The sequence below is a fragment of the Serratia quinivorans genome, from assembly GCF_052113645.1.
Lineage (GTDB): Bacteria > Pseudomonadota > Gammaproteobacteria > Enterobacterales > Enterobacteriaceae > Serratia > Serratia quinivorans_B.
The window spans coordinates 184,300-210,223 of the sequence record NZ_JBIEIU010000004.1 but is presented as its reverse complement, the minus strand read 5'-3'; the positions used below and the strand labels follow the sequence as shown (position 1 = coordinate 210,223).

Here is a 25,924-nt window from a genome sequence, read left to right as displayed (position 1 = left end):
CATGTTTACTGCCGTATTAATCGCCAACCGCGGTGAAATTGCCTGCCGGGCAATCCGCACCTTGAAACGCCTGGGGGTGACCAGCGTCGCGGTCTATTCCGAGGCCGATCGCAATGCACCGCACGTGACCGAAGCCGATCTGGCGGTGGCGCTTGGCGGTGAAAAGGCTGCTGACAGCTACCTGTGCATCGACAAGATCCTGGCGGCGGCGGTGGCAACCGGCGCGCAGGCAATTTACCCCGGTTATGGCTTCCTTTCAGAGAGCGCCGAGTTTGCCGATGCCTGCGAAGCGGCGGGCATCGCCTTTATTGGCCCGACGGCGGCGCAAATCCGCGAGTTCGGGTTGAAACACCGGGCGCGTGAGTTGGCAGCCGTGGCCCAGGTGCCGATGACTCCGGGTACGGGCCTGCTGAACAGCGTCGAAGAAGCGGTCAACGCCGCCAGGCAGATTGGCTACCCGGTGATGTTGAAAAGCACCGCCGGCGGCGGCGGCATTGGCCTGACACGCTGCGACGACGAAGCCGCGTTGCGTGAGGCTTACGACAGCGTAAAACGGCTGGGCGAGCAGTTCTTCCGTGACTCAGGGGCCTTTATCGAACGCTTTGTCGATCAGGCGCGCCATGTGGAAGTGCAAATCTTTGGCGACGGGCAGGGTTGGGTGGTGGCGCTGGGCGAACGCGATTGCTCATTGCAGCGCCGCAACCAGAAAGTAGTGGAAGAAACCCCGGCACCGAACCTGCCGCCCGCCACCCGTCAGGCGCTGCATCAGGCGGCGGTGGCGTTGGGGGCATCGGTTAATTACCGCAGTGCCGGCACCGTGGAGTTCATCTACGACGGCGCCCGTGACGAGTTTTATTTCCTGGAGGTAAACACCCGCCTGCAGGTGGAGCATCCGGTGACTGAAAGTGTCACCGGGCTGGATCTGATCGAATGCATGTTGCAGGTGGCGGCGGGCGATGCGCTGGACTGGGCGGCATTGCAGCGAGCGCCGCAGGGCGCGTCGATTGAGGTACGTATTTATGCCGAAGATCCGCTGAAGAATTTCCAGCCCAGCCCCGGCGTATTGACCGAAGTGCATTTCCCGGACGACGTGCGTGTCGATGGTTGGGTAGCTACCGGCAGCGAAGTGTCGGCATTCTATGACCCGATGATCGCCAAGCTGATCGTTCACGGTGAAGACCGCCGTCAGGCACTGGAGAAAATGCGTGTCGCGCTGGATGCCACCCGATTGCACGGCATCGCCACTAACCTGGACTACCTGCGACAGGTGATCGCGACGGAGGAATTCCAGAGCGGCAGCGTCTGGACCCGCATGCTGGACAGTTTCCGTTTCCAGCCCAGCAGCATTGAAGTGTTGCAGCCGGGCACATACAGCAGCGTGCAGGATTACCCCGGCCGCCTCGGCTATTGGGATATCGGTGTGCCGCCGTCCGGGCCGATGGACGACTTCGCTTTCCGCCTGGCCAACCGCATTGTCGGCAACCACCCCAGCGCGGCCGGGCTGGAGTTTACCCTGCAGGGGCCGACTCTGCGCTTTCACTGCGATGCCATTATCGCGCTGACCGGCGCGGACTGTCCGGCCGATCTGGACGGTGAAACCCTGGCCTACTGGCAGCCGATCAGGGTACGTGCCGGTCAGGTATTGCAGCTTGGCCGCGCGCAGCATGGCTGCCGCACCTATCTGGCGGTGCGCAATGGTTTCGACGTGCCGGTGTATCTGGGCAGCCGGTCGACCTTCGCGCTGGGGCAGTTTGGTGGTCACGCCGGGCGCACCTTGCGGGTGGCGGACATGCTGGCGGTGTCGCAACCGGGATTGGCCGCTGCCACGACACCGGCGCCGATCGCCGCCCCGCAGGCAATGGATGAAAGCCTGATCCCGCAGTATGGCAGCCTGTGGAATATTGGAGTGATGTATGGCCCGCACGGTGCGCCGGACTTCTTTACCCCGGAGTCTATCGAGCGCTTTTTCGCCGCCGAATGGCAGGTGCATTACAACTCCAACCGGCTGGGCGTGCGCCTGTCCGGGCCAAAACCGGAGTGGGCGCGACAGGACGGCGGCGAGGCGGGGCTGCACCCGTCCAATGTGCACGACTGCGAGTACGCCATCGGCTCGATCAACTTCACCGGCGACTTCCCGGTGATCCTGACGCGCGACGGACCGAGCCTGGGCGGCTTCGTCTGCCCGGTGACCATTGCCAGAGCCGAGCTGTGGAAGGTCGGACAGGTGAAACCGGGCGATCGCATCCGTTTCCATCCTATCGGTTTTAAGCAGGCGCAATCGCTGGAGCAGGCGCAACTCGGCAGTATCGAAGCCCTGGCGGCGGTGAAGGCCATCACCCTGGCACCGCCGGATCTGATGCCGGGCGCCACTGCCTCCGCCACCATAGTCGCCGCGTTACCGGCCACCGACAACCGCCCTGCGGTGGTCTATCGCCAGGCCGGGGATGGCTACATTTTGCTGGAGTACGGCGACAACGTGCTCGATCTGGCGCTGCGGCTGCGCATTCATTTGCTGATGCAGTCGCTCAAGCAGGACGCGATCCCCGGCGTGGAGGAGTTGGCCCCCGGCGTGCGATCGCTGCAGATCCGCTATGACAGCCGCCGCCTCGATCAGGCCGATTTACTTCAGCGCCTGCTGGCACGCGAACAGGCACTGGGCGATGTCAGCCAACTGAAAGTGCCGACGCGCACGGTTTATCTGCCGATGGCGTTTGAAGATTCCGCCACGTTGGGCGCGGTGGAACGTTACCAGCAGACGGTGCGATCGTCCGCGCCCTGGTTGCCGAACAACGTCGATTTTATCCAGCGCATCAACGGGCTCAGCCGCCGCGAGCAGGTACGCGACATCATCTTTGACGCCAGCTACCTGATCCTCGGGCTGGGCGACGTCTACCTCGGCGCGCCGTGCGCGGTGCCGATCGACCCGCGTCACCGCCTGCTCAGTTCCAAATACAACCCGGCACGCACCCATACCGCCGAAGGTACGGTCGGCATCGGCGGCATGTACATGTGCATCTATGGCATGGATTCGCCGGGCGGTTATCAGTTGGTCGGACGTACCTTGCCGATCTGGAACAAATTCCTCAAAAACCCGCAGTTCAACGCCGGAGAACCCTGGCTGCTGCACTTCTTCGATCAGGTGCGTTTCTACCCGGTCAGCGAACAGGAGCTGGATGAACAGCGCGAGACGTTCCGCGAAGGGCGCGCGCAGATCCGCATTGAAGACAGCGAATTTGATTTTGCCGACCACTGCCGTTTCCTGGCGGACAACGCGGAAGACATCGACGCATTCCAGCAGCGCCAGCAACAGGCCTTCAATCACGAAGTAACGCGTTGGCAGGCGGAAGAAGGTGAGGCCGAGGCCCAATTGTTGCCACCGCAGATTGATGAGGAAGAGGTGGATGGCTATCTGGTCAGCGCCGATTTGAACGGCAGCGTGTGGAAAATCCTGGTCGAGCCGGGGCAGAGGGTCGAAGCCGGTCAGCCGTTGATCGTGGTCGAGGCGATGAAAATGGAACTGGCGGTCACCGCACCGCGCGCCGGGATCATCAAGCGTATCAGTTGCCAGCAGGGGCGGCCGGTGGGGCCGGGCGATGCCCTGCTGTGGCTGGAGCACGCCAGTTGACCGTCAATCTTTAATCGGCAGGGCACGGCATGCCGTGCCCACAGAGAGGAATGCGATGCAAATCACCAATCACCGCAGCAAGGCACGGCCGGAAGGGCTGGCGGAACGTATCTATCTGCAGCTCAAGGACGACATTTTTGATTTTCACCTGCTGCCGGGCGATCGCTTCAGCGAAAACGAAATCGCATTACGCATGGACGTCAGCCGGACACCGGTGCGTCAGGCCTTGTTTTGGCTGGAACGCGAGGGTTACGTAGAGGTGCATTTTCGCAGTGGCTGGCAGGTCCGGCCGTTCGATTTCGCCTACTTCGAGGAGTTGTATGATCTGCGCATCGTGCTGGAATGCGAGGCGGTGAAACGGCTGTGCGCCCGGCCGGCGGGAGAGATGCCGGAGCCGTTGGCGGCACTCCACCGTTTTTGGATTGACCAGCCACGGCTGGAGGACGGCAAAACCGTTTCGCTGCACGACGAGCAGTTTCATATGGCGCTGGTGGAGGCGGCGGGAAACGGAGAGATGGCGCGGATCCATCGCGATCTGACCGAGAAAATTCGCATCATCCGTCGGCTCGATTTTACCCAGGGAAGCCGGGTAGAGGCGACCTACAACGAACACGCCGCCATTTTGCTGGCGATTGTGCAACACCGAACCGAGGAGGCGCAAACGCTGCTCAATCACCATATTGCCGTCAGTAAGGCTGAGGTAAGAAAAATAACTCTGCATATGTTGCATCAGGCCCGCCTCCAGCTACCAGACAGTCCTACGTGAGTTTTTCTTAAAAAAGAAGGTTGGTTTTCTAACACACATCAGGAGTTTGAATTATGCAACGTCGTCACTTTATAAAAGTTTTTGCACTGTCCGCCACCATGATCGGCATGGGGATGGCCTGGGGAGCGCAGGCCGCCGACACCATCAAGGTCGGCATCCTGAGTTCACTGTCCGGCACCATGGCGATTTCTGAAACGCCACTGAAGGACGTGGCGCTGATGACCATCGATGACATCAACGCCAAGGGCGGCGTGTTGGGTAAAAAACTCGAGCCGGTGGTGGTGGATCCGGCCTCCAACTGGCCGCTGTTCGCCGAAAAGGCGCGTCAGTTGCTGAGCCAGGACAAGGTGGCGGCGGTGTTTGGCTGCTGGACTTCGGTGTCGCGCAAATCCGTGCTGCCGGTGTTTGAAGAACTGAACGGCCTGCTGTTTTATCCGGTGCAGTACGAAGGGGAAGAGATGTCGCCGAACGTGTTCTACACCGGTGCCGCGCCTAATCAGCAGGCGATCCCGGCGGTGGAATACCTGTTGAGCGAAGACGGTGGCTCGGCCAAGCGCTTCTTCCTGCTGGGGACCGACTACGTGTATCCGCGCACCACCAACAAGATCCTGCGCGCCTTCCTGCATTCGAAAGGGATCCAGGATAAAGACATTGAAGAAGTCTATACGCCGTTCGGCTACAGCGACTACCAGACCATTGTCGCCAACATCAAGAAATTCTCCGCCGGCGGCAAAACGGCGGTGATCTCCACCATCAACGGTGATTCCAACGTGCCGTTCTACAAAGAGCTGGCCAACCAGGGCATCAAGGCCACCGATGTGCCGGTGATCGCCTTCTCGGTCGGTGAAGAAGAGTTGCGCGGCATTGATACCAAACCGCTGGTGGGCAACCTGGCGGCCTGGAACTACTTCGAGTCGGTGGATAACCCGACCAACAAGCAGTTCGTCAGCGAATGGCGAGCCTATGCCAAGGCGCATAACCTGCCGAACTACGCGACCGCAGTGACCAACGATCCGATGGAAGCGACCTATGTCGGCATCCACATGTGGGCGCAGGCAGTTGAGAAGGCCGGCACCACCGACGTTGACAAGGTGCGTGCCGCCATGGCCGGGCAGACCTTCGCCGCGCCATCGGGCTTTACCCTGACCATGGACGCCACCAACCATCACCTGCATAAGCCGGTCATGATCGGTGAGATCGAAGACAACGGTCAATTCAACGTGGTGTGGCAGACCGATGCGCCTGTGCGTGCTCAGCCGTGGAGCCCGTACATTGCCGGCAACGACAAAAAGTCGGAAAGCCCGGTAAAAGGCGGTAAGTAAAACCTGATGCCGGTCAGTTAAGCAAAGTTCCAAGAATGTATGACGTTGTTTAAGTGGGCGTCCCCCTCTCCCGAGGGAGAGGGAACATTATCACCTTAACTGACAAGGATTAGGCAAGGAATGCCCGGCCCCCTGTTACTGCGGGGGCTGGCTGAGCCATGCCCCATTGCGACGAGACATCCGATGAAACTTTTATCTTTAAGCCATCTCAGGCATCTGTGGTTTCTGCTGTGCTGCCTGCCCATGTTCGCGCAGGCAGGGCCGGCCGATGACTTTGCTGCGGCCAATCGCGCGCAGCAGGCCAAATTATTGCAGGCCTGGGCCACTGCGCCGGAGGCTTCACGCCTGCCGTTGTTGCAAGCGTTGAAGCAAGAAAGCCTGGTGATCGACCAAGCCAAACATGCCTTTATCCAGCAGGGCGAAAGCTATCAACCGCTGACCGGCAGCGCCGCACCGGTCGGCACGCCGAAGAAACTGTGGCTGAATAACCGACTGCGTATCCTGATTGCCAATGCGCTGTCGGCGCATCGACTGGTCAGTGACGATCCGGCAGTGCGTTTGCAGGCGGCGCAGGCGCTGCAAAGCGAGGCACAAAGCGATCAGTTGCCGTTGCTGACCCAGCGGTTGGCGCAGGAAAAGGACGACCGGGTGCATGAGGCATTGAGTCTCGCGCTGGCGAATCTGCAATTGAGCGACGCTGATGCCGGGGTGCGCCTTAACGCCGTGCGATTGCTCGGCAGTTCGGGTGCGCCTGAAACGCAAACGCGGCTGCAGGCGTTGACGGATACCGCCCACGAGCCGGATGCCGCCGTGCGTGCCGAAGCGCTGAAAAGCCTGAGCAGCGTGAAGCATCGGCTGATGATCGGTGATCTGATCGGCCAGGCGTTTACCGGCCTGTCGCTGGGGTCGATCCTGTTGCTGGCGGCGCTCGGGTTGGCGATCACCTATGGCTTGCTGGGGGTGATCAACATGGCGCACGGCGAAATGCTGATGCTCGGCGCCTACTCGGCGTATCTGGTGCAGGGACTGTTTCAGCAGTTTGCGCCGCAGTGGCTGGCGCTGTATCCGCTGGTGGCTTTGCCGGTGGCGTTCGCCATCACTGCCTGCATCGGCATGGCGCTGGAGCGCACGGTGATCCGCCATCTTTATGGTCGGCCGCTGGAAACCCTGCTGGCGACCTGGGGCATCAGCCTGGTGCTGATCCAAGGGGTTCGGGTGCTGTTCGGCGCGCAAAACGTGGAGGTCGCCAACCCGGCCTGGCTGTCGGGCGGTATTCAGTTACTGCCGAACCTGGTGCTGCCGTGGAACCGCATCGCCGTCATCGTGTTTGTGGTGCTGGTGCTGGTTCTCACCTGGTTGCTGCTGAATAAAACTCGCCTCGGCATGAACGTGCGGGCCGTAACCCAAAACCGCGCCATGGCCGCCTGCTGCGGTGTGCCTACCGGTCGCGTCGATATGCTGGCGTTCGGGCTGGGATCCGGCATCGCCGGGTTGGGCGGGGTGGCGTTGTCGCAACTGGGCAACGTCGGGCCGGAGCTGGGTCAGGGGTATATCATCGACTCGTTCCTGGTGGTGGTGCTCGGCGGCGTTGGTCAATTGGCCGGTACGGTAGTGGCGGCCTTTGGCCTCGGTATCGTCAACAAAATTCTTGAGCCGCAGATTGGCGCCGTGCTGGGTAAAATCCTGATCCTGGCGCTGATTGTTCTGTTTATTCAAAAACGTCCTCAGGGGCTGTTCGCCTTCAAGGGCAGGGTGATCGACTGATGAGCCAACCATTGACTGTAACCGGCGTGCAGAAGGCACCCCGGCTGGCGCTGGGCATCGGCGGGCTGGCGTTGCTGGCACTGTTAATCATGCCGTTTCTCGCGCTGTTGCCGGCGGGCCATCCGCTGGCGATCTCCACCTACACTCTGACGCTGGTGGGCAAAATTCTGTGTTATGCGGTGGTGGCGGTGGCGCTCGATCTGGTGTGGGGTTATGCCGGGTTGTTATCGCTTGGGCACGGGCTGTTTTTCGCCCTCGGTGGCTATGCCATGGGCATGTACCTGATGCGCCAGGCGGCGGGCGAGGGCCTGCCGGGCTTTATGGCGTTCCTGTCGTGGAGCGAACTGCCGTGGTTTTGGAGCGGTACCCAGTATTTCGCCTGGGCGCTGTGTCTGATCGTGTTGGTGCCTGGGGTGCTGGCCTTCGTGTTCGGCTACTTCGCCTTCCGTTCAAAAATCAAAGGCGTCTATTTCTCCATCATGACCCAGGCGTTGACCTACGCCGGCATGCTGCTGTTCTTTCGCAACGAAACCGGGTTTGGCGGCAATAACGGCTTTACCGGTTTCACTACGCTGCTGGGCTTTTCTATCACCGCGACCGGTACGCGGGTGGCGCTGTTTCTGACGACGGTGCTGCTGCTGGCCGCCAGTCTGGCGATCGGCTTCGCCCTGGCGCGCAGCAAGTTTGGCCGGGTATTGACGGCGGTGCGCGATGCGGAAAACCGTCTGACGTTCTGCGGCTACGATCCGAAAGGCTTCAAACTGTTTGTCTGGACGCTGTCGGCGGTGTTGTGCGGGTTGGCCGGGGCGTTGTATGTGCCGCAGGTGGGCATTATCAATCCGGGCGAAATGTCACCGACCAACTCGATCGAGGCCGCTATCTGGGTGGCGCTCGGCGGACGCGGCACGCTGGTGGGGCCGCTGCTTGGCGCGGGTATCGTCAACGGCGCCAAAAGCTGGTTCACCATGGCGATCCCGGAATACTGGCAGTTCTTCCTTGGCCTGATGTTTATCGTCGTTACGCTGTTCCTGCCGAAAGGGGTCATCGGCCTGCTGCGCAGAGGGAAATCACAATGAATTCGCTGCAAATGACCGACGAGCTGTTCACTCAGCCGTTACCGGCGGATAAACACCGCCAACAAACCGATCCTGTGCTGTTGCTCGACAAGATCAACGTCAGCTTCGACGGTTTTCGCGCGTTGAGCGATCTGTCGTTGCAGATTGGCGTGGGCGAACTGCGCTGCGTGATCGGGCCAAACGGCGCGGGGAAAACCACGCTGATGGACGTGATCACCGGCAAGACCCGACCGGACAGCGGCAGGGTGTTTTACGATCAGACGGTCGATCTGACCGCGCTGGATCCGATGCAGATCGCTCAGGCCGGCATTGGTAGAAAATTCCAAAAGCCGACGGTGTTTGAGGCGTTGACGGTGTTCGAAAATCTGGAGATCGCCCAGAAAACCCAGAAATCGGTCTGGGCCTGCCTGCGCGCCAGGCTAAGCGGCGAACAGCGCGACCGGATCGATGAAATGCTGAAAACCCTGCGCCTGGGTCATGAGCGACATCGGCCCGCCGGGCTCTTGTCACACGGGCAGAAACAGTTTCTCGAGATCGGCATGTTGCTGGTGCAGGAGCCACATTTACTGCTGCTCGACGAACCGGCGGCCGGCATGACCGATGCGGAAACCGAATATACCGCCGAACTGTTCCGTGCGCTGGCGGGCAAGCATTCATTGATGGTGGTGGAACACGATATGGGGTTTGTCGAAACCATTGCCGATCATGTCACCGTACTGCACCAGGGGCAGGTGCTGGCGGAGGGCTCTTTGGCACAGGTGCAGGCCAACGAGCAGGTGATCGAAGTCTATTTGGGGCGCTGAGGAACCACTATGTTGCAAGTCAATGAACTGAATCAATATTACGGCGGTAGCCACATTTTACGCGGGCTGTCTTTTGAGGCGCGGATCGGCGAGGTTACCTGCCTGCTGGGACGCAACGGCGTGGGCAAAACCACGCTGCTGAAGTGTCTGATGGGGCTGATCCCGGCCAAAAGCGGCACCGTCAGTTGGCAGGGCGCGGCCCTTGACGGCAAAAAGCCGCACCAGCGGGTGCAGGCGGGGATCGCCTATGTGCCGCAGGGGAGGGAGATTTTCGCCCGTCTGACGGTAGAGGAAAACTTGCTGATGGGGCTGGCGCGTTTTTCCGGCGCAGAGGCGCGTAAGGTCCCGCAGCATATTTATGAGCTGTTCCCGGTTTTGTTGCAGATGAAAGACCGGCGCGGTGGCGATCTCTCCGGCGGGCAGCAACAGCAGTTGGCGATTGGTCGGGCACTGGCCTGTCGACCGCAGTTATTGATCCTCGACGAACCGACGGAAGGGATCCAACCTTCGGTGATCAAAGAGATCGGCGCGGTGATCAAGCAGCTGGCGGCGCGGGGTGATATGGCGATCCTGCTGGTGGAACAGTTCTATGACTTCGCCGCCGAGCTGGCGGACAGTTATCTGGTGATGTCGCGCGGCAGCATAGTACAGCGCGGCGCAGGCAGCGCGATGGAGCAGGACGGGGTGCGCGGGCTGGTGGCGATATAATTTCTGGCAAACAAAATGGAGTGACAGAAGATTAAGGACATAGTTCTTTCTCCCGACTAACAGGATGGATTAGGCTAAGTAAGCGATATGAACTTTATCGTTTTGGGACAAATAATTAAGGATAATTATGAACGAAATCAATATGTCACGCCTGTCTTGCATCGTCCTGTCACTGTTCCCGGCCCTGTGGGGCATTTTCAGCCTGCTGAACAATAGCGCGGATTTTGCCAATACCGCCCGGCAGGCCGTGGGGCCGCTGCTCACCATGCAGGACACTTACCAGGTGCCCGGTTTGATGTGGCGTGCTGTCACCACGCCCTGGGCCGGAATGCTTGGGTTGGCATGCATTACCCTGCTGGAATCTCTGGCCGGAATAGCGGCCGCCTTGGGCATTGTGTTGATGCTGAAACACCTGGGCCACCCTTATGCGCAGTTCGCCAAAGGTAAAGCTTGGGCGATGCTGGGGGCGTTGTGCGCCATTGCGGTGTGGGGGATTGGTTTTATGGTGATTGCCGGCGATTGGTTTATGGCCTGGCAGGCTAAAGACAATCCGCTGGCGGTTCAACTGGGTGCGCTGCTGTATATGGTCCCCAATACGCTGGCGTTGATAGTGTTGATGCTGCAACGGGACGCCCGATAAGCGGCGATAGGGGACAGTTTTCATAAAACTGCGGCGAAGTTCGCGAAAGTGTTGCCAAATGCTAACCTGCCGCAGTCTGTCACATTTCGTTCATAATTGTGCCCTAGCATAATGACTCTTAAATAAATTGATAATAAATCAAATAGTTAATTTTTTTTTGAGGGAACAGACATGAGCGATAAACCGCATAATGATTTGCCACCGTCGGCGCAAGACGAAGAGCAGCAGCCGAGCAATCCGGCGCGTCGGCGTTTCCTGGCAGGTGCGACGGCGTTGGGGGTGGGCGCTTCCATCGCTCCTTTGGCCAGGGCGGCGTCTGACGGCAATAAGAAAGTGTTGCTGGGGGCTTTGCCGACCGCGGCGCAAAATCCGTTGTTGCGACGCCATGTGAAAAATGTGGTGGTGATTTACGCCGAAAACCGCAGCTTCAATAACCTGTTCGCCAATTTCCCCGGGGTAGAAAAGCCGCTGTCGGCACTTAAACCGGAGGAGTACCAGCAGCGCGATCGCGATGGCCGGCTGTTGGATTCCCTGCCGCCGATCTGGAAAGGTCTGGTGCCGAAGGCGCAGGAAGTCGGGCACGTTAACTACAAAATCGATGAAGATGCGGTTTTCACCAATCAATTGCCGAATCAACCCTTTGTCCTGACCGGGCCACAGGGCGAGAACCTGCCGCATGGCGTGGTCACGCGCGATCTGTGGCATGTGTTTTATCAGAACCAGATGCAGATCAACGGCGGCAAAAACGACAAATTCGTCGCCTGGGCCGATTCCGGCGCCCTGACCATGGGCTATTACGGCGACGGTGCCTACAACCTGCGGCTGTGGACGTTGGCGCAGGAATTCACCCTGTGCGATAACTTCTTCCAGGGGGCGTTTGGCGGCTCTTTCCTCAATCACCAATATCTGATCTGCGCCCGCCCGCCGTTTTACCCCGAGGTACAAAACTCGGTTGCCAAAGACGGCATTGCCCAGTTGGAAAGCGACGACGTGACGGACTCGCGTCTGAAGCCGTTGAGTGACTCGCCAGTCAGCGCTTCGTTCGGCATTCCGCTGTTCGGCAAAAGTCTGCTGACGCCGGACGGTTACGCCGTCAACACTATGGCACCGCCGTACTGGCCGTCGTGGACTCAGGATGAGAAAGATCCGGCGCTGGCCGATGCCACCATGCCCAACGTGATGCCACCGCAGAAACACCCGCACATTGGCGATTTGCTCAGCCAGAAAGGGATCGACTGGGCCTGGTATGCCGGTGGTTGGCAGTACGCGCTGGACAACCGCAAAGATCAGGGCGATTTCCCCGGCGCACCGGATTTCCAGTATCACCATCAACCGTTCAATTACTTCGAAAATTTGGGGCCGGCCAACCCGCAGGCGCGTGAGGCTCATTTACGCGATGGCGGCATTGGTGATTCCACCGCCGGCAATAAATTCCTGGCGGCGGTGGAAGCGGGTACCTTGCCGCCGGTGGCGTTCTACAAGCCGCAGGGCAATCTCAATATGCACGCCGGTTATTCGGATGTGGAAGCCGGTGACCGCCATATTGCCCATATCATCAACAGCCTGCGTAATGGCCCGCAGTGGGACAACAGCGTGGTGGTGATCACTTTCGATGAAAACGGTGGCTGGTGGGATCACGTGGCGCCGCCGCAGGGCGATCGTTGGGGGCCTGGCTCGCGTATTCCGGCGTTGGTGATCTCGCCGTTCGCCCGCAAGGGGTATGTCGATCATGAGGTGTACGATACCGGGTCGATCCTGCGATTGATCAGCCGGGTGTTTGATCTGCCGACGTTGGAAGGGCTGGCCGAGCGCGATAAGGCGATGGCGGCGCGCAGCCAGAAACCGCTGGGGGATCTGACCGGCGCGCTGGAGTTTCCAGCTTAACGGAACGCATCAGGCGCGGTGGCTACAGCGTTTTCGACATATACCAGAGGCCGATGGAGCCTTGTGCGCTGGTGTAGCAGGTTTCGCCACAAATACTCAGCCCCTGGCGCTGATAAAAACGCTGGGCGCTGGTATTAAGCTTTAAGACCTCCAGCCACAGCGTGGCCTGTCGGCGCTCGATTGCCCGTTGCTGCACATGCTCAAAAAAACGCTGGCCGTAGCCCCGGCCGGCATATTCCGGCAGGAAATAGATTTTCTGCAGTTCGGCACCGGGCTGTTGAGTGGGTGCCAGCAGGCTGTTGAAGTTCAGCCGGGCATAACCCACCAGACACTCATCTTCATAAGCCAATAACCAACACACCTCCGGATCCTGCAGGGTCTGTTCCAATGCCTCAATCGAAAAATCCTGCGCCAGAAAAGCCTCCAACTCCGCTTTATGGTGCCAAAGTTCGCCAAAATGAGCCTGATAGGTACGGATACCGACGTCACGAACGAGCGCTAAATCACGGCTTAAAGCCTGGCGAATGCTGAACATGTAGACCTCTTGGTGGATTGTAAGGGGGCGTTGGTGAGAATTTAGACAACAAACTCCATACGATATATACTCAATATACTCAATATCCGCTTTATGGAGGGAGTATGACTGAGAAACAACACATCCATCGTCGACAAGGGCATCGCACGACCTTGCAGATGCTTACTGCCGATCAATTACAGCATCTTAAGCCAAGTAAACATTCGGCGCGATTCCTGGTGGTGGAAATTGATCCCGATGCCCAGCAAACGAAAGCGGAAGACCGGGGTAACGCCGGGAACAGCGCTCTGAGGAAAAAGCTGACGGACATGGTCAACGACCCTGCCGTGGATCCGAAAGCAGCGATGCAAATGCTGGAGATCGCGTGGGATATGGTGACAAAGTCCAGCGGAGCGAAAGTTCCGGCCGCAGTCGGTACCGATAGCGATACAAAGGAGTCTGCCGCTGATATTTTTGCCGGCTTTGACGAGTTCCGCACCAGAAATGAACTGCGGCAACAGGATCTCCGCCAGTATCTTCTGGCAGATGCCACCTGGCTGACGTCATCCGATCTCTCCGACAAGGCGGGTTTCAAAAATCGTAACCGCAGCGCCGGGCCAAACGGTTGGAAGCAACGCGGAAAAATTTTTGCGATTAACGTTGAGGGCCACGACCGTTATCCGGCTTACGCGTTGGATGAGGCTTACCAGCCGCTAAAAATCCTTAAAGAGATTTTGGCCGTGTTCGGTGAAGCCACCAGCCCATGGTCGATAGCGACCTGGATGGGGACCACAAATGGCTGGCTGGATGGCAAAAAGCCTAAAGACGTGTTGAAGCAGCAGCCTGCTGCGGTTTTGCATGCCGCGCTCAAAGAAAAGGCGGGGGCTCAGCATGGTTGATGATTTAATGCCGCCGGTAGGAAAGATCAATATAAATAAGAGTACCCTTAAGGCAGGGACGCCGCTTTATCGTATTCACAGAGAAAAATTCGCCGGCAATGCTTTTAATACCACTTCGGGCGGTGATGCGCGATTTAGCCCGATTTTTGATCAAGACAATAAGGTTATTGCGACCCTCTTTCCTGTCATCACTGGTATCGCATCAGTCCAAATACTTCGGCGTTTCGCGCCGGAAGCCCAGCCCGATAATCCGGCCAAATAAATGGGGCAACCAACGGCTGTTGCCGACCCGCCTCATCAGCTTGGATCCTCCGCTTGCGCGGCGTTTTTTCGGCCTGCGCTGGCTCATTTTGATTTGCAGGAACTGGGTGGCTTTGGTGGGGAAATTGCGGCGGCGCTGTACCTGCAACAGATGTTTTAGCTGCAAGCGCTGGCTGCGCAATGGGGGAATGATCGCGTTGGCGGTCGCGACCGCATCCTGAATCGCCAGATTCACCCCGACGCCGCCAATCGGCGACATGGCGTGCGCGGCATCGCCAATGCACAGCACGCCCGGTTTGGCCCACTGATCCAGACGATCGATACGGATGCTGAGCAACTTCACCTGATCCCAACTGACGATGGTTTGCAGGCGATGGTCCTGGAACGGGGCCACCTCGGCGATCTGCAGCAAAAACTTCTCCAGCCCTTCCCGTTGGATCGCCTCGAAACTGCCTTTGTCGATCGAGTAGCCGCACTGCCAGTATTCGCCCCGGTCGATCATGATGAAGTTTTGTTTCGGCCCGGTGTGGCCCATCGACCAGGCCGGGTCGCCGAGCTTTTTATCGATATTCATCCACAGCACGTCGCGCGGTGATCCAAAACTGCGGCTGCTGAGCGCCGCCTGTTCACGCACTACCGAGTTGCGTCCGTCGGTCCCGATCACCAACTGGCTGCGGACGCGGATCGGTCCTTCCGGCGTATCTGCCAGCACACCGCAGACCTGGCCGCGGTCGTACAGCAACTGGTGTACCTGCGCGGATTTGATCAGCGTGAATTCGGGAAAGGTGGCAGCCTGTTCCGCCAGAAAGTTGAGAAACTCCCATTGCGGCATAAAGGCGATAAATTTGCAGCGGGCAGGCAGGCGAGTGAAGTCTGCCAGCCGAATGTCACGCCCGGCGATCTCGGCATGCAACGTTTCCGCGCGCTGGTGTGGCAGAGCCAGCAATGCTTCCAACAGGCCGAGTTGATGCATGTTTTCCAGGGTGGAGGGATGAAGGGTATCGCCGCGAAAATCACGCAGGAAATCGGCGTGTTTTTCCAGCACCATCACGTTGATGCCTGCCCGAGCCAACAGATAGCCGAGCATCAACCCGGCGGGGCCGCCGCCAACGATGCAGCAACGGGTGACATAAGGCGTGATCAGGGACTGTGGCATGGCGGTGACCTCAACGAGTGGCATCCTGGCATTCGTCATTGAAAATTTAATTATGATAATGATTATCAATATCAAATTGGGCTGTCAACCCGTGGCGCTGTGTGGTCAAAGGGCATTGAAAGGTGGCCGATGCGATAAAGCTGGATGTTTGGCGTGAGCTCTGCTGGTGGTACTCGCCATAAATCTAGTCGGACTACCTGCCAGGCGGCAGGATCAAATGCCACTATGCTAGCCAGAGCATCGGCAGCCACCTGCTGCTGCTGGCGCAGAATAGGTAGATTACTGTAGGGCTCAATCGGCAGAATTAGGCGGGTAGCACAGGTGGCTTCACCGAGCCGTGGGTAATCAAAATGCGCTAACCACGGCAGCCATTGCCTAACTTGCGGCCAACCAAAGGCTTGGCTGAGGCCTTTAAAACCCTCACCGACCAGAAAGTCGCTCATGCCGATGCTGCTGTTCCACAGATAAAACGGCGCGTACAGATTTTCCTCCCCGTGTTCACCTTTCTGTGCGTAAAGATAGGCTTTAATCAGCAACTGTGGGGCGTTGTCCAGCAGATGGCCGAAACGGGCGATGCGGTCCTGAATAATGACCATATCGTAATCGGCGGGCAGGGTGAAACTGTATTGCATAGCAAGCATGGTGATTCTCCTGAAAGCGGTTGACTGGTTTAGCATGGCACACCATATTTGTTAGCAATATCGGTATTATTTTGATTAATGGTTCTTAAAAACAGGACGGTCAGAATGGGACGTGTCACCTTTGATCTCGAGGATCTGCGCAGTTACGTTACCGGCATTGAACTGGGTAGTTTCGCTAAAGCGGCAGAACGGCTGGGGCGCTCAACCTCGGCGGTCAGCGCGCACCTGAAAAAGCTGGAGCAACAGGTCGGCACCCCCATTCTGCGCAAGGTTGGGCGCAACATGGTGATGACCGAAGCCGGCGAAACCTTGCTGGCTTACGCTCGCCGCTTGCTGGAACTGAACGATGAGGCCGCTGCGGCGGTGCGCGGATTGGATCTGCACGGCACGGTACGGTTAGGGTTGCAGGAGGATTTTGGGGAAACCTTTTTGCCGCAGGTGTTGGGCAGTTTCGCCCGCGCGCATCCGCGAGTGCGTATCGAAGCGCGCATCGCTCGCAATGCGGAGCTGATCGACTGGGTGTTGAAAGGGCAACTGGATTTGTCGCTGGCGTGGGACGGGGGGAGCAGTACGCCGTTTCATCAGGCGCTGGGACAAAGGCAAATGCACTGGATCGCCTCGCCCGATTTTGATCTGACGCCCTGGTGCAGTGGGGATGAGCCGTTGCCGCTGGTGATGTTTGACGCTCCCTGCCTGATGCGCAGCGCAGCGACCCAGGCGCTGGATCGCGCCGGTATTGCGTGGCGTATCGCCTTTACCAGCCGCAGCCTGAATGGCGTCTGGGCCGCCGTCAGTGCCGGGCTGGGGGTGACGGTGCGCACCGACGCCGGGCTGCCGTCGGGATTGTCCCGTCTGCCGCCCGGCGTGTTACCGGCGTTGAGCCCGCTCGGCGTGGTGTTGCATCGTGCAGAAGAAAATCCCTCTGCGGCTATTCAGCGGCTGGCGCAGATCGTGACCGACAGGATCACAGATTAGTCTTGCTCGATCGGCTGGTTGCCGCTCAACGCACCCCATTCGCTCCAGGCGCCGTCATACAGTTTCACCTGCTGTGCATCAAGCGACAGCAGGCCGAAAGCCAGCACCGCGGCCGTCACGCCGGAACCGCAACTGGTGATGATAGGCCCATCGATATTGACGCCCTTGTCGCTGAAGGTTTTCTTGAGGGCTTCCAGCGATTTGAAGCGGCCGTTTTCCAGCAGTTCGCCGTAAGGAATATTGATGCTGCCGGGAATATGGCCGCGATGCAGGCCCGGGCGCGGTTCTGGCGCTTCAGCGTAAAAACGGGGCGCGGCGCGTGCGTCGAGGATCTGCACTTGCGTATTCAGCGCCTGCTCAACCTGCTGCATATCGACCACCGCGTCCGCATTGAAGCGGGCGTTGAAAGTGCGCGGCGTGCGTTGCGCTGCGCCGGTTTCCAGCGGTTGGCCCAGGGCAGTCCAGCCGTTCAGGCCTTCGTCCAGCACATAAACCTGCCGTGCGCCAAAGTTACGGAAGGTCCACCAGCCGCGCGGGGCAGAGAACTGATTGCCCTCGTCATAGAACACAATGGTCTGTTGATCGCTAATGCCCAACTTGCCCGCCGCCGCGCTGAAGGCTTCCGCCGTGGGCAGCATATGGGGCAGATCGGTGTTTTTGTCCGCGACGTCATCGATATCGAAGTACACCGCGCCCGGGATATGGCCGTGTTCAAATTCGGCCAGCATATCTTTTTTCGGTACCAGGCCGACCGGAGACATTCTGACATCGACCACGACCAGATTTTCATCGTTGATATGTTGTGCAAGCCATTGGGGAGTAACCAGAAACGGAGAGTTCATCGTCATTGTTCGCCTGTGGTGAAAACGGATTTTCACTATACACCAGCATGCAGACGGATGAGGTAAGATGTTCGTTCAATGGCGCGAACGGGGACCTGACGGGATGACGGATAAGCAGTTTGGCGGCGCAAAAATCGCGCTGTTGTGCGGCGACAGCTTGCTGACTTATCAGCGTGACGACAAACCTGGCATTCCGTGGCCTGGCTGCTGGGATCTGCCCGGTGGCGGGCGCGAAGGCGATGAAACGCCGTTGCAATGCGTGCAGCGGGAAACGCTGGAGGAGTTTGGCCTGCGGATTGATGCGGGACAGGTGCATCGCCAACAACGCTACGACGGCATTTTGACCGGGTATCCGCCGACCTGGTTTATGCTGGGCGAAATCACCCCGCAGCAGATTGCCGCCATTCGCTTTGGCGATGAAGGACAGCACTGGCAAATGATGGCCATCGACCGCTTTATCCATCACCCGCAGGGCATCTCGCACCTGCAGCAACGGCTGGCGGAGCATCTGCGGCGCTAAGGTGGTTCCACGGCAGCAACCCGGGCGATCAGCGCATCCAACTGACGGTCGGAAAAGACCTCAATCCCATTTTGGCGCAGCAGCTCGGCGGTAACCCCGCTGCCGGGCTTGGTCTGGCCGCTGAAAGAACCGTCGTAGATCAATTGACTGCCGCAAGAAGGGCTGCCGTCGGTGAGCAAGGCAAAGCGACAGCCGTGCCGCCGTGCCGTTTCCAGCGCCAGGTGAGCGCCAAGCAGATAGTTGTCGGTGACGTCACCGCCGCTGACTTCGATAACCCGTGCCCGTTGGGCGAGCACCGTGGCACCTTCGGCGGCCGGGGTGATTTCTGCAGAGGGACGTGGGGTGGAGAAACCGGCGGCCAGTTCCGGGCAGCAAACCACCAAACGACCTTCGCGCTGCCAACGCAGCAGGGTGGGGTGGGGCAACGGCTTATCGGAACCGTTGTAGCGAACTTTAAAACCGGCCAGGCAGGCGCTGAATAATATTTTTGACGGCATGGGGCTGTCTCTGTCGCAGTGGCGAAAGCGTGGCACAGGCGGCCCACGCGCGCGGCTTTAACATAGCAGAATCAGCTCGCCGAGGGCAGGGCCAGACGATTAATATCCACCGGCTCCAGGATGTGTAACCTTGTCTCGCGCCCTGACCCACCATGCCGCTGGCGCCGAATATTATCACTTTCATCCTCTGTTCTCCTGACGACTGGCCACGCGTTGGCTGCGCCAGCGGTTCGGCGTTTGCGATTCCCATTGCATAAAGGCACGACTAAACGAATTCAGTTCTTCGAACCCGAGCACAAAGGCAATTTCACCGGGCTCCAGATCGGTATCCGACAGTAGGTGACAGGCGGTGCGGTGGCGGGTTTTATCCAACAGTTGCTGATAGCTGTAGCCGTGCTGCTGCAGACGACGCTGCAGGGTACGCGGGCTGAGGTACAGTTCGGCGGCCACGCTGTTCACGCTGGGACGTTGGCCGCGCATGCTGCGAGTGAGGATCGCCATCACCTGCGCGGGCAAATTGTCACCCTGCTGCACCTTGGCCAACTCGGCTTCCAGCCCGGGCAGCAGCACGGCCAGCATGTCCTGGTTATAGGTGATAAAAGGCTGTTGCATCAGCGAACGGTCAAACACCAGAACGTCGAGCGGTGCGTCGAAGCGGATTGGGCAGCTAAAATGGCGCAGCAACGGCGAAGCGGGATCGTGGTGCCGCGTCAGCTCAATCGCCCTCGGTTGGATCGCCATGCCGGTGCCACGACGGCAAAGGGTGGTGATGGACGCAAACATGGCGTCCACCAACAGTTCGGGGGCATGACCTTCGGCCATGGTCCAGTGGGTGTGCAAGCGCACCGCCTCGCCGTCTTCCGTCAGCATCAGTTCTTCCGGACACACCAGGCGCTTATAGCGGGCGACCTTTTGCAAGGCCTCCCCCAGCGTGGCTGAATGCAGCGCCGCGACTGAAGCGATATCGTAATGCTCCGGCGCTACGTCACTGCCGAGGCGCAGGCCAAAAGCGGCATCGTCGGTTAGGCGCGGCAGCGCGCGCCAGATATCAAAGAACTGCCGGGTGGAAAGTTTGACCTTTTCACGCCCGTGGCTGAGCAGCCCACTGGGGAGACCGGCCCGTTGACCAAGCTGTTCAATATCCACCCCCAGCACCTTAAGGCGTATGGCCAATGCGCTGGAGACCGGGATTTGATCGCTGCTCATAGTGATCCTTATGATTTGCCGGCCACCAACGCGGCCATGGTTTCGCATTCCGCCAGGCTTGCCGGCATCAGCATGTGGATCGTCGCGCCGACCCGCTGCACCGCCTGTTCAATCTCTGGCGTCAGCTTGGGGGCATAGTTGATGCGCAGGCAGTTGCGGTATTTGCCGGAGGCGGAAAAAATGCTGCCGACGGCGATCTGTACACCCTGTTGCTCCAAATGGCGATTCAGCCGCAGGGTATCGAACTCTTCATCCAGCTCAATCCACAGCATAAAGCCGCCGCGTGGCTGGCTGACGCGGGTGCCTGGCGGGAAGTATTTCATAATCCAACCGGTCATCACGTCCCGGTTTTGCTGGTAGCGGGTACGCATGCGCCGCAGGTGTTGCAGGTAGTGACCGTGACGGATGAATTCGGCGATGGCCAGCTGCGGCTGAGTGGCGGTGGAGCCGGTGCCGATATATTTCATGTGCAACACGCGTTCCAGATAACGCCCAGGGGCAATCCAACCGATGCGCAGGCCAGGCGCCAGCGTTTTTGAAAAAGAGCTGCACAGCAGCACCCGCCCGTCCTCATCGAAGGATTTGATGGTGCGGGGGCGAGGATACTGGTAGGCAATATCACCGTACACGTCGTCCTCGATAATCGTCACATCGTAGCGCTGCGCCAGCGTCAGTAAACGCTGTTTGCGTGCCTCCGGCATGATATATCCCAACGGATTATTGCAGTTGGGGGTTAACAGAATGGTCTTGACCGGCCACTGCTCCAGCGCCAATTCCAGTGCCTCCAGGCTGATGCCGGTCAGCGGATCGGTAGGGATTTCCAGCGCTTTCATACCCAGCCCTTTCAGCGTTTGCATGGTGCCGTGAAAGCAGGGGGAATCCACCGCCACGATATCCCCCGGCTGGCACACGGCGCGCAGGCCGGTGAACAGCGCTTCGTGGCAACCGGTGGTGATCACCAACTGGTCGGCGCTGATCTGGCAGCCGGAATCCAGCAGCAGGCGGGCAATTTGCTCGCGTAACCCCATCACGCCCTGAATGCTGTCGTAGTGCAGGCTGCGCAAATCGCCGTGGCGGCCCGTATGACCCAGCGCTTTGGTCAGCGGTTTCAGCGTCGGTTCGCTGATATCCGGCATGCCGCGACCGAGCTGTATCAGATCTTCGCGCGGTTTGTTGCGGATCAGCTCCAGTACCTGCTCCCACTGCGAAATATCCACCGGGCGCTGTACCGGACGGGTGACGGCGGGCAGTTCAGCCAAGGTGCGTCGCCCCTGCACGAAATAGCCCGATTTGGGGCGCGCCTCCACCAATTGGCTCTCTTCCAACAGCCGATAGGCCTGTTGCACCGTGCTGATGCTGACGCCATGTTCCTGGCTCAGCGTGCGGACCGACGGCAGACGATCACCGGCCGGATAGAGCCCCTGTTCGATGCGTTGGCTGAGGATCGCGGCCAGCGTGGCGTAGCGTGTCATACAGATACCCAAAGTGAGAGCGCTTGAGGAAAAAACCGGTACAGATGAGATTAAATTAGACCATTCAGATAGGCAGAGACAGCTTTTGTATGGAAAAAATATCACCGCCCTGAATCTGTATTGTTTTTCGCTCGATCAGCATCATAGGTTTCGTGGCCAAATCGAAAGAGGATCTGTGATGAGCATTTCTGTTGAGGGCGAACCGGTACAGCGCCGGGCGAGATTTCCACTTTGGCAGTTGTATTTGCAGCGTTACAGTACGCGAACGGCTTTGTTGCAGTTGGACGAGGCTCAACTGGCGGATATTGGCTTATCACGAGCGCAGGCAATGCAAGAAGGGCGCAAGCCTTTTTGGAGAACATAAATGTTGAAATTGTTGGGTAAGGCCTCATCGATCAATGTGCGCAAGGTATTGTGGACCAGCCATGAACTGGCGTTGCCGCTGACCAGAGAAGATTGGGGCAGCGGTTTTCGTTCCACGCAAACGCCGGAGTTTTTGGCACTGAATCCCAATGGATTGGTGCCGGTGTTGATCGACGGTGAGCGGGTGCTGTGGGAATCCAACACTATTTGCCGTTATCTGGCGGGCCGGGAAGGGCGTCAGGATCTGTTGCCGATAGAACCGGGCGCACGGGCTGCGGTAGAAATGTGGATGGACTGGCAGGCCACCGATCTCAACAACGCCTGGCGTTACGTTTTCATGTCGCGAGTTCGCCAGGACGCCGCCTATCAGGATCAGGAGCGGTTGGCGGCGGCCGAGCGAGAATGGAACCGGTTAATGGGCATGCTTGAACAGCATTTGGCGCTGGGACACGCCTATGTTGCCGGAGCCGCGTTTAGCCTGGCGGACGTGGTGATTGGGCTGTCGCTTAATCGTTGGTTGATGACGCCTTTCTCGCGTCCGGATTACCCGAGGCTGCAGGCTTATTTGCAGCGGCTGAAGCAGCGACCGGGATTCTTGCTGTATGGTGCCAACGGTTTACCCTGAGATGAAATAAAATATTCATTTTAGAATTCTCCCCTTTGATGAAGTGCCGCCGCGTATGACCAGAGCAGCTCGTTACATTCCGGCCTGCATGGTTTCATGAACGGCATCACGGATATGAATTTTATTTTCTTCCTGGCTTGTTATTGAAATTTATATTTCATATAACCTTATCGCAGATGGCGCGTTTCACTGAATGGCGCGCTGACCAGGTTATGGATACAGGCAACGGGAGAGGGTGATGAAACAGGTACGCGTTGGTTTAATTGGCACCGGCTACATTGGGCGCTGCCACGCTATTGCTTATGCGCAGGTTGCTACGGTATTTCCCCTGAAGGGGGAACTGGTGTTGGAAATGCTGGCGGAAGTGACGCCGGAGCTGGCGCAGCAACGCGCCGCGGAGTTTGGTTTCTCACGTTCGACCGCTGACTGGCGCCAACTGGTGGCGGATCCGGCTATTGATGTGGTGGATATCTGCGCCCCGAACTTCCTGCATAAAGAGATGGCGCTGGAAGCGATTCGCCACGGCAAACACGTTTATTCTGAAAAACCGCTGGCGCTGGACGCCAAAGACGCCGCTGAAATGGTGCAGGCCGCCCGTGCCAAAGGCGTCAAAACGCTGGTGGGCTTCAACTATATGAAGAACCCGACCAGCCAGCTGGCGCGTGAAATTATCGCCAACGGCGAAATTGGCGAAGTGGTGCATTTTTACGGCACGCACAACGAAGATTACCTCGCCGATCCGCGTACGCCGATCGACTGGCACTGCCGCAAGGCGACTGCCGGGTTAGGCGCGCTGGGCGATTTGGCTGCGCACATCGTGAATATGGCGCATTACCTGGTGGGCGACATCGTGGCGGTTTCCGGCGATATGCAGACCATCATCAAACAGCGCCCGGATGCGAAAGATCCCACGCTGATGCACCAGGTTGAAAACGAGGATCAGGCCAGCGCATTGGTGCGTTTTGCCGGTGGCGCCATGGGCACCATCGAGACTTCACGCATTGCCTGCGGGCGCAAAATGGGGCTGACCTACGTGGTCACCGGAACCAAGGGCACGTTGAGTTACACCCAGGAGCGAATGGCGGAGCTGAAGCTGTATCGTCACGACGAACCGGCGGAGCGCCAGGGATTCAAAACGCTGCTGGTGGGGCCAAAACACCCGGATTACGCCGCCTTCTGTATTAGCGCCGGGCACGGTATCGGTTTTAACGATCAGAAAACGGTGGAGATCCGCGATTTGGTTAACGGCATTGCCGCCGGTGATCGCATGTGGCCGGATTTTGAAGAAGGCTGGAAAGTGTCGTGCGTGCTGGATGCGATTGCCGCTTCCGCCGAACAGCGGCGTTGGCTGGAAATCAATCGCGACTGACGAAATAAACTCTGACGTTCATCAGTTAACAACGTCAGAGTTTAGTGGGCCAATAAGTTAATTGGCTAGCAACTTAATAAGTTATCAAGTTGCTAGCCTGGCAATCAAAAGGCAAAGCAAGAACAGCCGAAGGCCCCCCAGAAGGCGTTATCGTCCGAGATTGGAATGCTGGATCGGCGGGCGACATCATGCTGATGCGCGTGCACCCCACAGGGGCCGCAGCACTGGTGCGCCTGACTCAGTACCCCGGTCCGGGTCGCGGCCGAAGGCGGTGCAGAGCGATAATGCCCCGGCACCTGAGTGACCGGCGACCAGTCCGGCAGCACCGGTATCGCCGGTGGCGCCAGCGATGAGAAGCTCCCGGCGGCGTAAACCACCTTGCCGTCCACCAGGGTCATCACCGATTCAATCCCCTTTATCTGCTCCTCGGGTACGCTGAAATAGTCTTGCGACAGCACGGCCAAATCCGCCAGTTGCCCGACCTTAATCTGCCCTTTTTTACCCTGTTCGGTAGAGAACCAGGCGCTACCCTGCGTCCACAGCATCAAAGCCGTTTCGCGATCCAACCGCGCCTGGTCATCGTACATCGCCATACCGCCGACGGTACGGCCGGAAACCAGCCAGTAGAGTGCGGTCCACGGATTGTAACTGGCCACGCGGGTGGCGTCGGTGCCCAACCCGACCGGCAGCTCGGCCGCCAACATTTTCGCCACCGGCGGTGTCTGTTGGGTGGCTTCCTTGCCGTAACGTTCGGCAAAGTATTCCCCCTGGAAGGCCATGCGGTGCTGCACGGCAATGCCGCCGCCCAACGCTTTTACCCGCTCGATATTACGCTCGGAGATGGTTTCCGCATGGTCGAAGATCCAGTGCAGGCCGTTAAACGGGATCTCGCGGTTCACTTTTTCGAAGACGTTCAGCATGCGGCTGATGGATTCGTCGTAGGTGGCATGCAGGCGGAATGGCCAGCGGTGCTCGACCAGATGACGCACCACGCGCTCGAGCTCGTCTTCCGTACCTTCCGGCAGGTCCGGACGCGGCTGCAGGAAATCCTCGAAGTCGGCGGCGGAAAATACCAGCATCTCGCCGGCGCCGTTATGACGGTAAAAGTCGGTGCCCTGGCCCGGTTTCAGCATGTCGGTCCACAGTTGGAAATCCTCCAGCTCCTGCTTGGGTCGCTGGGTGAACAGGTTGTAGGCGATACGCAGGGTCAGTTGTTGCTTCTCGTGCAGCTCGGAGATCACCTGATAGTCATCAGGATAGTTCTGGAAGCCGCCGCCGGCGTCGATGGCGCTGGTCAGACCAAGGCGATTCAGCTCGCGCATAAATTGACGGGTCGAGTTGACCTGCTGCTCCAGTGGCAATTTGGGGCCTTTCGCCAGGGTAGCGTACAGGATCATGGCGTTAGGCTTGGCAATCAGCATACCGGTCGGGTTGCCGTTGCCGTCACGCTGAATTTCGCCACCCGGCGGGTTTGGTGTGTCCTTGGTGTAACCCACCACTTTCAGCGCCGCGCGGTTGAGCAAGGCGCGGTCGTACAGGTGAAGGATAAACACCGGGGTGTCTGGGGCCGCCTGATTGATTTCGTCCAGCGTTGGCATCCGGCGTTCAGCAAACTGGAATTCGGTCCAGCCGCCGACCACCCGAACCCACTGTGGGCTGGGGGTGCGCAGCGCCTGTTCCTTCAGCATGCGTAGCGCATCGGCCAGCGACGGTACACCTTCCCAGCGCAGCTCCAGGTTGTAGTTCAGGCCGCCGCGGATCAGGTGCAGGTGCGAGTCGTTGAGGCCGGGGACGGCGGTGTGGCCGTGCAGGTCAATCACCTGAGTTTCAGGCCCCGCGTGTTGCATAACGTCGTTTTCACTGCCGACGGCGAGGAATTTACCGTCGCGGATAGCCACCGCCTGGGCGGTAGGTGCCTCGCGATCGACCGTGTGAAATTTACCGTTGGTGATAATCAGGGAAGCAGGATTACTCATAACGTTCTCCCGGCAGGCCG

General features: G+C 58.9%; 24 protein-coding genes. 16 read left to right on the top strand and 8 right to left on the bottom strand.

Going from position 1 to position 25,924, the window contains the following annotated elements; genetic code table 11:
- Position 1: 1 nt before the first annotated feature.
- From uca to acpA, 9 genes are all read left to right on the top strand, one after another.
- A complete protein-coding gene (gene uca, locus ACGS9J_RS10185; protein ID WP_442230807.1) occupies positions 2-3,625 on the top strand; it encodes an urea carboxylase in 3,624 nt (1,207 codons plus the stop codon).
- Between the two features lie 55 nt (positions 3,626-3,680).
- Positions 3,681-4,391: a GntR family transcriptional regulator gene (locus ACGS9J_RS10180; RefSeq protein WP_442230806.1), complete on the top strand. Its 711-nt coding sequence runs from the start codon at positions 3,681-3,683 to the stop codon at positions 4,389-4,391.
- Positions 4,392-4,444: 53 nt separating this feature from the next.
- On the top strand, positions 4,445-5,713 hold the full coding sequence (gene urtA, locus ACGS9J_RS10175) for an urea ABC transporter substrate-binding protein (protein ID WP_442230805.1): 1,269 nt from the start codon (positions 4,445-4,447) through the stop codon (positions 5,711-5,713).
- A gap of 183 nt (positions 5,714-5,896) precedes the next feature.
- Complete coding sequence (gene urtB, locus ACGS9J_RS10170) at positions 5,897-7,477, top strand: urea ABC transporter permease subunit UrtB (protein ID WP_442230804.1); 1,581 nt, start codon at positions 5,897-5,899, stop codon at positions 7,475-7,477.
- Positions 7,477-8,553 (top strand): urea ABC transporter permease subunit UrtC, encoded by a 1,077-nt coding sequence (gene urtC / locus ACGS9J_RS10165; protein ID WP_442230803.1) that lies wholly within the window; start codon positions 7,477-7,479, stop codon positions 8,551-8,553. Before urtB ends, urtC begins: the two co-directional genes overlap by 1 nt.
- The gene (urtD, locus tag ACGS9J_RS10160) at positions 8,550-9,356 is read left to right on the top strand and encodes an urea ABC transporter ATP-binding protein UrtD (protein ID WP_442230802.1); all 807 of its coding nucleotides are present in this window, start codon (positions 8,550-8,552) and stop codon (positions 9,354-9,356) included. The genes urtC and urtD overlap by 4 nt, the downstream gene beginning before the upstream one ends.
- Positions 9,357-9,365: 9 nt before the next feature.
- Positions 9,366-10,064 (top strand): urea ABC transporter ATP-binding subunit UrtE, encoded by a 699-nt coding sequence (gene urtE / locus ACGS9J_RS10155; protein ID WP_442230801.1) that lies wholly within the window; start codon positions 9,366-9,368, stop codon positions 10,062-10,064.
- A 127-nt stretch (positions 10,065-10,191) separates the two neighbouring features.
- Complete coding sequence (locus tag ACGS9J_RS10150; RefSeq protein ID WP_442230800.1) at positions 10,192-10,704, top strand: DUF2165 family protein; 513 nt, start codon at positions 10,192-10,194, stop codon at positions 10,702-10,704.
- Between the two features lie 171 nt (positions 10,705-10,875).
- Positions 10,876-12,588, top strand: coding sequence for an acid phosphatase (acpA, locus tag ACGS9J_RS10145; protein WP_442230799.1), 1,713 nt, complete (start codon positions 10,876-10,878; stop codon positions 12,586-12,588).
- Positions 12,589-12,610: 22 nt separating this feature from the next.
- Here acpA and ACGS9J_RS10140 read toward each other — a convergent pair whose 3' ends face one another.
- Positions 12,611-13,123, bottom strand: coding sequence for a GNAT family N-acetyltransferase (locus ACGS9J_RS10140; RefSeq protein ID WP_442230798.1), 513 nt, complete (start codon positions 13,121-13,123; stop codon positions 12,611-12,613).
- Positions 13,124-13,227: 104 nt separating this feature from the next.
- Between ACGS9J_RS10140 and ACGS9J_RS10135 the strand changes: the two genes are divergently transcribed.
- Positions 13,228-14,001 (top strand): hypothetical protein, encoded by a 774-nt coding sequence (locus ACGS9J_RS10135; protein ID WP_442230797.1) that lies wholly within the window; start codon positions 13,228-13,230, stop codon positions 13,999-14,001.
- Positions 13,994-14,263 (top strand): hypothetical protein, encoded by a 270-nt coding sequence (locus ACGS9J_RS10130; protein WP_442230796.1) that lies wholly within the window; start codon positions 13,994-13,996, stop codon positions 14,261-14,263. The genes ACGS9J_RS10135 and ACGS9J_RS10130 overlap by 8 nt, the downstream gene beginning before the upstream one ends.
- Here ACGS9J_RS10130 and ACGS9J_RS10125 read toward each other — a convergent pair.
- Positions 14,204-15,418, bottom strand: coding sequence for an FAD-dependent oxidoreductase (locus tag ACGS9J_RS10125; RefSeq protein ID WP_442230795.1), 1,215 nt, complete (start codon positions 15,416-15,418; stop codon positions 14,204-14,206). The two genes, ACGS9J_RS10130 and ACGS9J_RS10125, sit on opposite strands and share 60 nt — an antisense overlap.
- A 71-nt stretch (positions 15,419-15,489) precedes the next feature.
- A complete protein-coding gene (locus ACGS9J_RS10120) occupies positions 15,490-16,059 on the bottom strand; it encodes a DUF4865 family protein (protein WP_442230794.1) in 570 nt (189 codons plus the stop codon).
- A 105-nt stretch (positions 16,060-16,164) separates the two neighbouring features.
- On the opposite strand from ACGS9J_RS10120, the gene ACGS9J_RS10115 reads away from it, so the two are divergent.
- The gene (locus ACGS9J_RS10115; RefSeq protein ID WP_442230793.1) at positions 16,165-17,034 is read left to right on the top strand and encodes a LysR substrate-binding domain-containing protein; all 870 of its coding nucleotides are present in this window, start codon (positions 16,165-16,167) and stop codon (positions 17,032-17,034) included.
- Here ACGS9J_RS10115 and sseA read toward each other — a convergent pair.
- Entirely contained in the window at positions 17,031-17,876 is an 846-nt protein-coding gene (gene sseA, locus ACGS9J_RS10110; RefSeq protein WP_442230941.1) for a 3-mercaptopyruvate sulfurtransferase, read from the bottom strand. The two genes, ACGS9J_RS10115 and sseA, sit on opposite strands and share 4 nt — an antisense overlap.
- 103 nt (positions 17,877-17,979) lie before the next feature.
- On the opposite strand from sseA, the gene ACGS9J_RS10105 reads away from it, so the two are divergent.
- Positions 17,980-18,396 (top strand): NUDIX hydrolase, encoded by a 417-nt coding sequence (locus ACGS9J_RS10105; RefSeq protein WP_442230940.1) that lies wholly within the window; start codon positions 17,980-17,982, stop codon positions 18,394-18,396.
- Here the strand turns inward: ACGS9J_RS10105 and ACGS9J_RS10100 are convergent.
- From ACGS9J_RS10100 to ACGS9J_RS10090, 3 genes are all read right to left on the bottom strand, one after another.
- Entirely contained in the window at positions 18,393-18,893 is a 501-nt protein-coding gene (locus tag ACGS9J_RS10100; protein WP_442230792.1) for a DUF523 domain-containing protein, read from the bottom strand. The two genes, ACGS9J_RS10105 and ACGS9J_RS10100, sit on opposite strands and share 4 nt — an antisense overlap.
- Positions 18,894-19,073: 180 nt before the next feature.
- Positions 19,074-20,099 (bottom strand): AraC family transcriptional regulator, encoded by a 1,026-nt coding sequence (locus tag ACGS9J_RS10095; RefSeq protein WP_442230791.1) that lies wholly within the window; start codon positions 20,097-20,099, stop codon positions 19,074-19,076.
- A gap of 8 nt (positions 20,100-20,107) precedes the next feature.
- Entirely contained in the window at positions 20,108-21,571 is a 1,464-nt protein-coding gene (locus tag ACGS9J_RS10090; protein WP_442230790.1) for an aminotransferase-like domain-containing protein, read from the bottom strand.
- A gap of 178 nt (positions 21,572-21,749) precedes the next feature.
- On the opposite strand from ACGS9J_RS10090, the gene ACGS9J_RS10085 reads away from it, so the two are divergent.
- The 3 genes from ACGS9J_RS10085 (at position 21,750) to ACGS9J_RS10075 (ending at position 23,928) form a co-directional block, all read left to right on the top strand.
- Positions 21,750-21,935: a DUF1127 domain-containing protein gene (locus tag ACGS9J_RS10085; RefSeq protein WP_442230789.1), complete on the top strand. Its 186-nt coding sequence runs from the start codon at positions 21,750-21,752 to the stop codon at positions 21,933-21,935.
- Positions 21,936-22,559 carry a glutathione S-transferase family protein gene (locus tag ACGS9J_RS10080; protein ID WP_442230788.1) on the top strand — a complete coding sequence of 208 codons (624 nt, stop codon included), beginning with the start codon at positions 21,936-21,938 and terminating at the stop codon, positions 22,557-22,559.
- Between the two features lie 238 nt (positions 22,560-22,797).
- Positions 22,798-23,928, top strand: coding sequence for a Gfo/Idh/MocA family protein (locus tag ACGS9J_RS10075; protein WP_442230787.1), 1,131 nt, complete (start codon positions 22,798-22,800; stop codon positions 23,926-23,928).
- A gap of 104 nt (positions 23,929-24,032) precedes the next feature.
- Here the strand turns inward: ACGS9J_RS10075 and ACGS9J_RS10070 are convergent, their stop codons facing one another.
- Entirely contained in the window at positions 24,033-25,904 is a 1,872-nt protein-coding gene (locus ACGS9J_RS10070; protein ID WP_442230786.1) for an amidohydrolase, read from the bottom strand.
- Positions 25,905-25,924: the final 20 nt, after the last annotated feature.